The following is an 11,184-nucleotide window of genomic DNA, read 5'->3' as shown; positions in this document are numbered from 1 at the left end:
CGGCTTCAAGGGGCCGAACCACTCGGTGGTCACCGCCTGCTCGACCGGCGCCCACGCCATCGGCGACGCGATGCGCCTGATCAAGTACGGCGATGCCGACGTGATGGTCGCCGGCGGCGCCGAGGCGGCGATCTGCAAGATCGGCATCGCGGGCTTCAACGCCTGCAAGGCGCTCTCGACCAAGCGCGCCGACGACCCGCAGAAGGCCAGCCGCCCCTACGATTCCGACCGTGACGGCTTTGTCATGGGCGAGGGCGCGGGCATCGTGGTGCTCGAGGAATACGAGCACGCCAAGGCGCGCGGCGCCAAGATCTATGCCGAGGTGCTGGGCTACGGCCTGTCGGGCGATGCCTATCACATCACCGCGCCCTCGGAGGATGGCGACGGCGCACTGCGCTCGATGGGCGCGGCGCTGAAATCGGCTGGTCTCGAGGCGAGCCAGATCGATTACATTAACGCCCACGGCACCTCGACCATGGCCGATACGATCGAGCTTGGCGCGGTCGAGAAGCTGCTTGGCGATCACGCCAAGAACGTCACGATGTCGTCGACCAAGTCGGCCACCGGCCACCTGCTGGGTGCTGCCGGCGCCATCGAGGCGATCTTCTCGATCCTCGCGATCCGCGACCAGGTCGCGCCGCCGACGATCAACCTCGACAACCCCGCCGTCGAGACCCCGATCGACCTCGCGCCCAACGCCAAGCGCGAGCGCAAGGTGAGCTACGCGCTCTCCAACTCCTTCGGCTTCGGTGGCACCAACGCGAGCGTGATCTTCGGAAAGGTCGACTGACATGTGGCGGAACATCGCCTCGAACGCGCTGACCTTCCTGGTCGTGCTCGTCTTCCTGTTGGGCGGCGTGCTGCTCTGGGCACAGAACGAGTACTCCGCCGAGGGCCCGCTCGGGGCGCCGATCTGCCTGCAGGTGCGCAGCGGCAGCAACTTCACCCGCGTATCGGGGGATCTCGAGGCGCAGGAGGCGATCTCCTCCGGGACGATCTTCCGTCTCGGCGCGAAGTACAGCGACAAGACCAGCGAGCTCAAGGCCGGGTCTTTCCTGGTGCCCGAGAACGCCTCGATGGCCGAGATCGTCGATATCGTCACCCGTGGCGGCGCGTCGACCTGCGGCACCGAGGTGGTCTATCGCATCGGCGTCAACAGCGCCGAAGTGCAGGTGCGCGAGCTTGACCCGGCCGCGGGCCGCTATCAGGAGGTGCTGGCCTTCAACCCGGCCGAGGAGGCTCCGGCGGAGTATGCCGGCTTCCGCGACGATGTCGGCACCCGCTTCCGCGTGGCGCTGGCCGAAGGTGTGACCAGCTGGCAGGTGGTGCAGGAGCTCGGGCAGGTCGACATCCTTGAAGGCGAGGTTGCCGAGATCCCCGCCGAGGGCACGCTTGCGCCCGACAGCTACGAGATCTCCAAGGGCGACAGCCGCGCGGACCTGATCGACCGCATGGAGGACGCCCAGCAGGTGATCCTCGCGGCGGCGTGGCAGAACCGCGCCGAGGGGCTGCCCTACGACGATCCGATGCAGGCGCTGACCATGGCCTCGATCGTCGAGAAGGAAACCGGCGGTGCCGAGGAGCGTCCGCTGGTGGCCAGCGTCTTCGTCAACCGCCTCGAGCGGGGGATGCGGCTGCAGACCGACCCGACGGTGATCTACGGCATCACCAACGGGCAGGGTGTGCTGGGCCGTGGCATCCGCCAGTCCGAGCTGCGCGCCGAGACGCCCTACAACACCTATGTGATCGCGGGCCTGCCGCCGACGCCGATCGCCAACCCGGGCCGCGCCAGCATCGAGGCGGCGCTGAACCCGGCGGAGAGCGAGTACATCTACTTCGTGGCCAAGACGCTCGATCCCGCCGACGGGCACAACTTCGCGACGACGCTCGACGAGCACAACTCGAACGTGGCGGCCTATCGCCGGCTCGAGGCGGAGCGCGCCAACCAGTAGCCGGCGCGGCGGATTGCCCGCCAAAGCATCGCAAACGCAACCGCGCGGCGGGATCGGGAGACCGGTTCCGCCGCGTCTCTTTCTGCGCCCCGCGCGGGGTGCTAAGGGCAGGGCATGACACAGGATCGCATCAACGCACTCGCCACGCTGGTGGTGGCCGGCTTCGGGCTGCTCTGGGGCTTCTACTGGATGCCGGTGCGGGCGATGGTCGACCTTGGCCTGCCCGGCGCCTGGGGCACGGTGCTGGCCACGGTGACGGCGGCGGTGGTGCTGGCGCCCTTCGTGGCGCTGCGCTGGCGGGCGCTGGTCCGGGCCGACAAGATCGGCCTGCTCTCGGTGGCGGCGGGCGGCGCGGCCTTCACGCTCTATTCCATCGGGCTGGTCTATGGCCGGGTGGCGATCATCATCCTGCTGTATTTCCTCACGCCTGTGTGGAGCGTGCTGATCGCGCGCTACGTCATGGGCTGGCACACCCCGGCGCTGCGCATCGTCGCCATCTTCATCGGCATCGCCGGGCTTCTAGTGATGCTGAGCGCCGGCGGCACGCTGCCGATGCCGCGCGGGGTGGGCGAGTGGATGTCGCTGATCGCGGGCATCCTCTGGGCCGTGGGCACCACCGGCATCCGGGTGAAATCCGACCTCGGCGTGATCCCGGCCACCTTCGTCTTCGCCATAGGGGCCACGCTGGCCGGGCTGGCGCTGGCGCCGTTCTTCGAGCCGCTCCCGAGCCTGTCGCTGGGCGAGAACGGGGCTGGGCTGCTCGGGCTGGCTCTGGCCACCGGCGTGCTGTGGTGGGGCGTGTCGCTGGCGGCGCTGATGTGGGCCACCATGCGGCTTGATCCGGCGCGGGTCGGCATCCTGATGCAGACCGAGGTCATCGTCGGCGCGGTCTCGGCGGCGCTGCTCGCGGGCGAGCATCTGGCGGTGCTGGAGATCATCGGCGGCGGCATGGTGGTCGCGGCAGGTCTGCTCGAGGTCTGGCCGGTGGGGCGCGGGCGGCGCGGCGCGCGGGCGTAGCTCCGGCGCGCAGGACATGCGGTTGGGCTTAAACCTATCGCGGAGTGGAAAACTTTCCGTTTGACCTCAACCTAACTCGAGGTCCGATCCTGCCTGTCATCTGACCCAATGGCCGCAAGGAGTCCCACATGACCGCCCGACTGGAACACGTGAACATCGCCGTCCCCGATCCCGACGCCACCGCGCGCCTGCTCTGCGATCTCTTCGGTTGGCACATCCGCTGGCAGGGCCCCGCGATTGGTGAGGGCTGGTCGGTGCATGTGGGTGGCGAGGAGGACTACCTCGCGCTCTACCGCCCCGCCGATGCCACCCTCACCGAGCCCGAGCGCTATGTCCGGCAGGGCGGGCTCAACCATATCGGGCTGGTGGTCGAGGATCTCGACGCCCTCGAGGCCCGCGTGCGGGCTGCGGGCTTCACGCCGCACAGCCACGCCGACTACGAACCGGGCCGGAGGTTCTATTTCGACGGCCCCGATGGCGTCGAATACGAGCTGGTGAGTTACGGCTGAACTCTGCTTGCAGCAGGCGGGGCGGGCGTTCGGCGGAAAGGCTGGACGCGCGCGCCTGAGCGGCGTATGAGCAGGGCATGACCACGCAAGCAACCCTCATTCGGATCTGCTGCATTACCTGCTGAATTCTTCGGCGGGCCGGTCTTCTATTCCAATCCTGAAATGAAGTTGCTACTCCCGCCGCGATCTTCGTGCGAAGGAGCGCGCCATGGACACGCAAATCTGGCTGACCAATTCCCGGACCCGGAAGAAGGAGCTCTTCGAGCCCATCGATCCGGACAACGTGCGGATCTATGTCTGCGGCCCGACGGTCTATGACCGCGCCCATCTGGGCAACGCGCGCCCGGCCATCGTCTTCGACGTGCTGTTCCGGCTGATGCGCGAGGTCTACGGGCCGGAGCACGTGACCTATGTGCGCAACTTCACCGACGTGGACGACAAGATCAACGCCCGCGCCCAGGCCAGCGGGCGCTCGATTGGCGAGATCACCGCCGAGACCACGCAATGGTATCTCGACGACATGGCCGCCGTGGGCGTCATGGAGCCCACCCACATGCCGCGCGCCACCGAGTTCATCGCCCAGATGATCGCGATGATCGAGGGGCTGATCGAGACAGAGCATGCTTACGTGGAGCAAGGGCACGTCCTCTTCGCGGTGGAGAGCTACGAGAAATACGGCGCGCTCTCGGGGCGCTCGGTCGATGACATGATCGCCGGCGCGCGGGTCGAGGTGGCGCCCTACAAGCGCAACCCGATGGATTTCGTGCTGTGGAAGCCTTCCGACCCGGAGCTGCCGGGCTGGGAGAGCCCCTGGGGCCGCGGTCGTCCGGGCTGGCATATCGAGTGCTCGGCGATGTCGGATGAATTGCTCTGGAAGCAGCCTCTGGCGGAAGGGCGTCTCTCGGCTGAGGCGGTCGCCCGGCCGCATCTCTTCGACATCCACGGCGGCGGCAATGACCTGACCTTCCCGCACCACGAGAACGAGATCGCCCAGAGCTGCTGCGCCAACGGCACCGAGCAGATGGCGCAGATCTGGCTGCACAACGAGATGCTGCAGGTCGAGGGCAAGAAGATGTCCAAGTCACTGGGCAATTTCTTCACCGTGCACGACCTGCTCGAGGGGCATGACGGGCAGGCCGGCGTGCCGGGCGAGGTGATCCGCTTCGTGATGCTCTCGACGCATTATCGCAAGCCGATGGACTGGACGGCTGAGAAAGTCCAAGTCGCCGAGAGGAAATTGCGCAGGTGGCGGGGCATCACCGCTGGAGAGAAGCCCGGCTCCGTTCTTCGCGATGTTCTCGAGCCTTTAGGCGATGACCTCAATACTTTCTTGGCCATTGAAAGGCTCGATGCAGCTTCAAAGGCAATTGAGATGCAACGGGCCGATCCTGACAAGGCGAAGCATGCGCCGAGTGCCTCTGATTTTTTGGCAACAGCGAACTTGCTCGGTTTCTGCCTGCCCGAGCTTGGCGCCTGGGCCGAGGTTTCGGTCGATCTCTCGGCTCTGGCGGACAAGCTCGCGGCGGTGCGGGCGGCGGCGATGGAGAGCAAGGATTTCTCGGAAGTCGACCGGCTCAAGACCGCGCTGGTCGAGGCCGGGGTCGAGGTGCGCATGTCGAAGGCCGGGGTGGAGCTTCTGCCCGGGGCCGGGTTCGACGCGGCCAAGCTGGAGGGGCTGTGATGAGCGTGTGCCTGTGCGCCTGTGACCGGCTTGGGAGGGGGGCTGTCTGCCCCCCGCTCGGGCAAGCCGAGCCCCCCCGAGGATATTTTCGGCCAGAAGAAGCGGGGGCGTGGTGATGGCGGAGAAGCTGTATCTTTACGACACCACGCTGCGCGACGGGCAGCAGACGCAGGGGGTGCAGTTTTCCACCGCCGAGAAGCTGCGCATTGCCGAGGCGCTCGACGAGCTGGGGGTAGATTACATCGAGGGCGGCTGGCCCGGGGCGAACCCGACGGATTCGGCCTTCTTCGAGGAGATCGGCGCGACGCGGGCCGTCATGACCGCCTTCGGCATGACCAAGCGGGCCGGGCGCTCGGCGGAGAATGACGACGTGCTGGCGGCGGTGCTGAATGCCGGCACGCAGGCGGTCTGCCTCGTCGGCAAGACGCATGATTACCACGTCACCGCGGCGCTGGGGATCACGCTCGAGGAAAACGTCGAGAACATCCGCGCCTCGGTGGCGCATATCGTCGGCAAGGGCCGCGAGGCGCTGTTCGACGCGGAGCATTTCTTTGACGGCTGGAAGGCCAACCCGTCCTATGCGCTGGAGTGCCTGCGCGCGGCGCTCGGGGCCGGGGCGCGCTGGATCGTGCTGTGTGACACCAATGGCGGGACGCTGCCGCACGAGGCGCATGGCATCGTGCGCGCGGTGATCGAGGGCGGCATCCCGGGCGACCGGCTGGGCATCCACACCCATAACGACACCGAGACCGCGGTCGCCACCACGCTTGCGGCGGTCGATGCCGGCGCGCGGCAGATCCAGGGCACGCTCAACGGCCTCGGCGAGCGCTGCGGCAATGCCAACCTCACCTCGCTGATCCCGACGCTGCTGCTGAAGGAGCCCTATGCCAGCGCCTATGACATCGGCGTCAGCCGCGAGGGGCTCGAGGGGCTGACCCAGACCAGCCGGATGCTCGACGAGATCCTGAACCGCGTGCCGATGCGGCAGGCGCCCTATGTGGGCTCTTCGGCCTTTGCCCATAAGGCGGGGCTGCACGCGAGCGCCATCCTCAAGGATCCCTCGACCTACGAGCACATCGAGCCCGGACAGGTCGGCAATCGCCGGGTGATCCCGATGTCGAACCAGGCCGGGCAGTCGAACCTGCGCCGGCGGCTCGCCGAGGCGGGGCTCGAGGTCGAGAAAGGCGATCCGGCGCTGGCGCGCATCCTCGAGCGCATCAAGGCCAACGAGGCCGAGGGCTATACCTACGACACCGCGCAGGCGAGCTTCGAGATGCTGGCCCGCGAAGAGCTGGGCCGCTGCCCGGAATTCTTCGAGGTCAAGCGCTACCGGGTCACCATCGAGCGGCGCAAGAACAAGTATGACCAGATGGTCTCGCTCTCGGAGGCGGTGGTGGTCGTGAAGGTCGACGGCGAGAAGAAGCTCTCGGTCTCCGACAGCCTCGACAATGCCGGCTTCGACCGCGGCCCGGTCAATGCGCTCGCCAAGGCGCTGGCCAAGGACCTGGGGCCCTACCAGTCGGTGATCGACGACATGCGGCTGGTGGATTTCAAGGTGCGCATCACCCAGGGCGGCACCGAGGCGGTGACGCGGGTCATCATCGACAGCCAGGACGGCTCGGGCCGGCGCTGGCAGACCGTGGGGGTGAGCGCCAACATAGTCGACGCCTCCTTCGAGGCGCTGCTCGACGCGGTGCGCTGGAAGCTCATCCGCGATTGTGGAGAGGAGGGGCGCCATGGATCTGCCGCCTGAATTTTTGACGCTCTACAGCCGGCTCGACCGGCAGGGGCCGGGTCTGCCCGAGGACGTGCACTGGGCGCTCGGGCGGCTGGAGCTCACGGGGGCGCTGCGGGTCTGCGACGCGGGCTGCGGTTCAGGCGCGGACACGGTGACGCTGGCGCAGGCGCTGCCCGAGGCGCAGGTCGAGGGGCTGGACGCGGTCGCCGCCTTCATCGAGGCCGGGCAGGCGCGGGTGGCGGGGCTGCCCAATGCCACGCTGCGGGTCGGCGACATGGGCGCGCTCGAGGGGCCGTATGACCTCATCTGGTCGGCGGGCGCGATTTATTTCCTCGGCGTGGCCGAGGGGCTCCGGGCGTGGCGCGCGGCGTTGGCGCCGGGTGGTGTGGTGGCGTTCTCGCAAGGGGTCTTCCTTGGCGGTGACGAGCCGCAGGCGGTGCGCGACTTCTGGGCGCCGGAGCCGGGGCTTGCCGACCGTGAGGGGCTGCGCGCGCAGGTGGCCGAGGCCGGCTACGAGATCCTCGACACGCGGCTGCTGATCGGCGCGCCGTGGCAGGCCTATTACGACAGCGTGGCGCGCGAGATCACGGCGCTGCGCGAGGGCGCGAGCCCGGCGATGGCGGAGGTGCTCGACGCCTCCGAGCGCGAGGTCGCGCTCTGGCGGCAAGCGCCCGAGCGCATCGCCTACGAGCTGGTGCTGGCGCGGCCGATCTGAGGCTTTCCTTTCCGCCTCGGGCGGCCTAGGTGAGCGACATGGACTTCGATGACGATCTCACCGCCTGCGCCGGGCTTGTCGAGCGCGGCGACCCAGACCGCTTCGCCGCCGCGATGGCAGCGCCGGTGCCTGCGCGGGCGGTGCTGTTTCCGCTTTATGCCTTCAATCTCGAGGTGGCGCGCGCGCCCTGGCTAACGCAGGAGAGCATGATCGCCGAGATGCGCCTGCAATGGTGGCGCGATGCGCTCGAGGAGATCCGGGCGGGCGGCTTGGTGCGCCGGCACGAGGTGGTGACGCCGCTGGCGCATGTGCTCGATGCGCAGAGTGCCGAACGGCTTGACCGTCTGGTGGGGGCGCGGCGCTGGGACATCTACCGCGATGCCTTCGAGGACGAGGGCCATTTCACCCGCTATATCGAGGAGACCTCCGGCGAGCTGGTACTGGCGGCGGGGCGTGCGCTCGGGACCATGCCCGAGGCGGTGGCGCTCGATGCGGGCTATGCCGCGGGTCTGGCGCAGTTCCTGCGCGCGGTGCCGGAGCTCGAGGCCAAGGGCCGTGTGCCGCTGGTCGACGGGCGCGCGGAGGCGGTGGTCGCGCTGGCGCGGGGCGGTCTTGAGCGGCTCAAGCGGGCACGGGCGCGGATCGGAGAGGTTGACCGTCCGGCGAGGGCGGCGTTGCTCGCGGGATGGCAGGCGGCACCGCTCCTGAAACAGGCCGTTCAGGCGCCGCAGCGGGTCGCCGAGGGAACGCTTCAGCTCTCGGAGTTCCGTCGCCGCAGCGGGCTGATGGCGGCGGCGCTGAGCGGGCGGATCTGAGGCGGATTAGCTTCAGCCAAGCGCGGTAGCTCTAACGGGCTGGTCGGCTCAGCGGACCTACTCGGCAGCCTGCGCGCGCGGGCTGAGCATTAGCCAGATCAGCGCGCCGCCCGCGAGCATCAGGAACGGCGCCATCGCCATGTTGACCGCCGTCCAGCCCTCCTGCGGGTTGCCGCCCGAGCAGTTCATCAGCCCGCCCGAGGCCAGCGAGGCGGTGGTCACCGCGCCGAAGACCAGCAGGTCGTTCAGCCCCTGCATGCGACCGCGCTCATGCGGCTCATGCGCACCGGCGAGCATGGTGGTGGCGCCGATGAAGCCGAAATTCCAGCCCACGCCCAAGAGCACCAGCGCGACGAAGAACTGCTCGAGTTCCACGCCGGTGAGCGCCACGCCGCCGGCCCCTGCGAGGATCGCTAGACCGAGGGCCACGATCTTCTCGACCCCGAAACGGGCGATCATGTGGCCGGTGAAGAAGGAGGGGATGTACATCGCCAGAACATGCGCGGTGACGATATTGGCGGCGTCCGCCGTCTCGAACCCGCAGCCCACCACCGCAAGCGGCGTCGAGGTCATCACCAGGTTCATCAGCGCGTAGCTCACCGCGGCGCAGATCACCGCCACGGCAATGCGCGGGGTGGCCAGAAGCTCGCGCCGGCTGCGGCCTCGGGGCGCGTCCTCGGAGGGCACCGGGGGCTTGGGGATGTCGAGGAACAGGAAGACCAGCGCGCCCACGAGGTTGATCGCGATGACGGCGGCATAGGTGCCGAGGAACGGGATCACGAAGGCATCCGCCGTCCACTTGACGAGCTGCGGCCCCAGCACCGCCGCCAGCAGGCCGCCCGCCATGACATAGGAGATCGCCTTGGGGCGGAACGCCTCGGAGGCGGTGTCGGCGGCGGCGAAGCGGTAGAAGCCCTGCGCCGACATGTAGATGCCGGTGAGGAAGCTGCCGGCGAGGAAGATCGGAAACGAGGCGGTGTAGAGCCCGTAGGCGCCCACCGCACCGCCGAGCGCGCCGCCCAGCGTGCCGAGCATGAAGCCTGCGCGGCGCCCGAAGCGCTGCATGAAAGCCGAGACCGGGGTCGCGGCGCACATCGAGCCGAGCACGATCAGCGAGATCGGCAGCGTCGCGAAGCAGGCATTGCTGGCCAATGACTGGCCGGCGAGCCCGCCGATGGTGAAGATCATCGGCATCTGCGCGCCGAGGATGGCCTGCGCCATCACCAGCACGATCACATTGCGCTTGGCGCGGCTGTCGTGAGCGGTATCCATGCGCCATAGCGGTAGGGGGGATTGGCTGCTAGAGCAAGGGGGACGGGCTGTGGCAGGTTGGCGCTGTGGCGGTTGCGAAGGAGGGGCACATGGTCGGACGCATCATCGAGACGGAGGCCTGCGTGGCCGAGGGGGCGGACTGGCTCTGCGGTGCCGAGCCGCGCTTTGCCGAGGCACTGGACCTGACCGGGCCGCTGCCGCTGCGCCGCCGGCCCGACGGGTTCGGGCAGCTCCTTTCGGCCATCGTCAGCCAGCAGGTCAGCGTGGCCTCGGCGCGGGCGATCTGGGCCCGGCTCGAGGCGGCGGGGATGACCACACCGGAGGCCATTCTCGGAAGCGATGAAGAGGGGCTGCGGGCGCTTGGGCTGTCGCGGCAGAAGGCGAGCTACGCGCTGGCGCTGGCCGAGGCGGGGATCGATTTCGACGCACTGCGCAGCGCGCCCACCGAGGAGGTGGTCAACACGCTGGTGGCGGTCAAGGGGATCGGCATCTGGACGGCGGAGATCTACGCCATGTTCTCGCTCGGGCGGGCGGATGTCTTTGCGCCGGGGGACCTTGCGCTGCAGGAGGCGGCGCGGCTGCTCTTCGGGCTCGAGGCGCGTCCGAAGGAGCGCGAGCTGCGGCAGATGGCCGAGGCCTGGAGCCCGTGGAGATCGGTTGCGGCCCGGGCGCTCTGGGCCTACTACCATGTGGCAAAACAGCGAGAGGGGATCGTATGACGCGCGTTCTGCAAACCGGCCGCAAGGAGCCGGTCTCGGGCGAGACACGCTCCTGCGTGGTCTTTCTGCACGGCTACGGCGCCAACGGGGCCGATCTTCTGGGACTGGCCGATCCGCTGGGCGAGCATCTGCCGGACACGCTCTTCGTGGCGCCTGACGCGCCCGAGGCCTGCGCCGGCGCGCCCTTCGGTTTCCAGTGGTTCCCGATCCCCTGGATCGACGGCTCCTCGGAAGAGGAGAGCATGCAGGGCATGGCGCGCGCGGTGGAGGATCTGAACGCCTTTCTCGATGCGCTGATGGTCGACGAGGACCTGCTGCCGGAGCAGGTGGCGCTGTTCGGCTTCTCGCAGGGCACGATGATGTCGCTGCACGTGGCGCCGCGCCGCGAGGACGAGTTTGCCGGGGTGGTGGCCTTCTCGGGCCGCCTGCTGCAGCCGGAACTGCTCGAGGATGAGGTGGTTTCGCGCCCGCCGGTGCTCCTGGTGCATGGCGACATGGACGACGTGGTGCCGCCCGAGTCGCTGCCCGCCGCCGCCGAGGCGCTGCAGGGGGCGGGCTGGAAAGAGGTCTATGCCCATATCCAGAAGGGCACCGCCCATGGCATCGCGCCGGACGGGCTGTCCGTCTCGCTGGCGTTTCTGCGCGACAAGTGCGGGTTCTGACGCAGCTCTGCTGAGCGGAGGGATTGCGCCGGCCCTCTGGGCCGTCGCCGGGTGCGAGGGGCGCTGCCCCTCGCGCTCCCCGAGGTATTTGTGAACCAGAGAAG

Annotated in this window: 11 protein-coding genes; 10 read left to right on the top strand and 1 reads right to left on the bottom strand. The window is 68.6% G+C overall.

Annotated elements, in window-relative coordinates; genetic code table 11:
- From AC6RA4_RS18470 to AC6RA4_RS18435, 8 genes are all read left to right on the top strand, one after another.
- Window positions 1–790, top strand: a 790-nt coding sequence (locus AC6RA4_RS18470; protein WP_500162865.1) for a beta-ketoacyl-ACP synthase II, incomplete at its 5' end; no start/stop codon positions are given.
- Window position 791: 1 nt separating this feature from the next.
- Window positions 792–1,952 (top strand): endolytic transglycosylase MltG, encoded by a 1,161-nt coding sequence (gene mltG, locus AC6RA4_RS18465; protein WP_500162863.1) that lies wholly within the window; start codon window positions 792–794, stop codon window positions 1,950–1,952.
- 114 nt (window positions 1,953–2,066) lie between these two features.
- Window positions 2,067–2,969, top strand: a complete 903-nt coding sequence (locus tag AC6RA4_RS18460; RefSeq protein ID WP_500162861.1) for a DMT family transporter — start codon at window positions 2,067–2,069, stop codon at window positions 2,967–2,969.
- 128 nt (window positions 2,970–3,097) lie between these two features.
- Complete coding sequence (locus AC6RA4_RS18455; protein WP_500162859.1) at window positions 3,098–3,478, top strand: VOC family protein; 381 nt, start codon at window positions 3,098–3,100, stop codon at window positions 3,476–3,478.
- 208 nt (window positions 3,479–3,686) lie between these two features.
- Window positions 3,687–5,159, top strand: a complete 1,473-nt coding sequence (gene cysS / locus AC6RA4_RS18450) for a cysteine--tRNA ligase (protein ID WP_500162858.1) — start codon at window positions 3,687–3,689, stop codon at window positions 5,157–5,159.
- A 115-nt stretch (window positions 5,160–5,274) separates the two neighbouring features.
- Entirely contained in the window at window positions 5,275–6,912 is a 1,638-nt protein-coding gene (cimA, locus tag AC6RA4_RS18445; RefSeq protein WP_500162856.1) for a citramalate synthase, read from the top strand.
- Window positions 6,896–7,612 (top strand): class I SAM-dependent methyltransferase, encoded by a 717-nt coding sequence (locus AC6RA4_RS18440; protein WP_500162855.1) that lies wholly within the window; start codon window positions 6,896–6,898, stop codon window positions 7,610–7,612. Before cimA ends, AC6RA4_RS18440 begins: the two co-directional genes overlap by 17 nt.
- A gap of 38 nt (window positions 7,613–7,650) precedes the next feature.
- Entirely contained in the window at window positions 7,651–8,427 is a 777-nt protein-coding gene (locus AC6RA4_RS18435) for a squalene/phytoene synthase family protein (RefSeq protein ID WP_500162853.1), read from the top strand.
- 57 nt (window positions 8,428–8,484) lie between these two features.
- Here the strand turns inward: AC6RA4_RS18435 and AC6RA4_RS18430 are convergent, their stop codons facing one another.
- Window positions 8,485–9,699 carry an MFS transporter gene (locus AC6RA4_RS18430; protein WP_500162851.1) on the bottom strand — a complete coding sequence of 405 codons (1,215 nt, stop codon included), beginning with the start codon at window positions 9,697–9,699 and terminating at the stop codon, window positions 8,485–8,487.
- An 89-nt stretch (window positions 9,700–9,788) separates the two neighbouring features.
- Between AC6RA4_RS18430 and AC6RA4_RS18425 the strand changes: the two genes are divergently transcribed.
- On the top strand, window positions 9,789–10,418 hold the full coding sequence (locus AC6RA4_RS18425) for a DNA-3-methyladenine glycosylase family protein (RefSeq protein WP_500162850.1): 630 nt from the start codon (window positions 9,789–9,791) through the stop codon (window positions 10,416–10,418).
- On the top strand, window positions 10,415–11,080 hold the full coding sequence (locus tag AC6RA4_RS18420) for an alpha/beta hydrolase (RefSeq protein WP_500162848.1): 666 nt from the start codon (window positions 10,415–10,417) through the stop codon (window positions 11,078–11,080). Before AC6RA4_RS18425 ends, AC6RA4_RS18420 begins: the two co-directional genes overlap by 4 nt.
- The last annotated feature ends 104 nt before the right edge of the window (window positions 11,081–11,184 follow it).

The organism is Salipiger sp. (assembly GCF_059781815.1).
The sequence above is the reverse complement of the archived record's forward strand: the minus strand, read 5'-3'. Positions and strand labels throughout refer to the sequence as shown.

Coding starts and splice junctions, on each gene's coding strand:
- AC6RA4_RS18460 (WP_500162861.1), top strand. CDS start 2,067: ATGACACAGGATCGCATCAACGCACTCGCCACGCTGGTGGTGGCCGGC.
- AC6RA4_RS18425 (WP_500162850.1), top strand. CDS start 9,789: ATGGTCGGACGCATCATCGAGACGGAGGCCTGCGTGGCCGAGGGGGCG.
- AC6RA4_RS18420 (WP_500162848.1), top strand. CDS start 10,415: ATGACGCGCGTTCTGCAAACCGGCCGCAAGGAGCCGGTCTCGGGCGAG.
- AC6RA4_RS18440 (WP_500162855.1), top strand. CDS start 6,896: ATGGATCTGCCGCCTGAATTTTTGACGCTCTACAGCCGGCTCGACCGG.
- cimA (WP_500162856.1), top strand. CDS start 5,275: ATGGCGGAGAAGCTGTATCTTTACGACACCACGCTGCGCGACGGGCAG.
- mltG (WP_500162863.1), top strand. CDS start 792: ATGTGGCGGAACATCGCCTCGAACGCGCTGACCTTCCTGGTCGTGCTC.
- cysS (WP_500162858.1), top strand. CDS start 3,687: ATGGACACGCAAATCTGGCTGACCAATTCCCGGACCCGGAAGAAGGAG.
- AC6RA4_RS18430 (WP_500162851.1), bottom strand. CDS start 9,699: ATGGATACCGCTCACGACAGCCGCGCCAAGCGCAATGTGATCGTGCTG.
- AC6RA4_RS18435 (WP_500162853.1), top strand. CDS start 7,651: ATGGACTTCGATGACGATCTCACCGCCTGCGCCGGGCTTGTCGAGCGC.
- AC6RA4_RS18455 (WP_500162859.1), top strand. CDS start 3,098: ATGACCGCCCGACTGGAACACGTGAACATCGCCGTCCCCGATCCCGAC.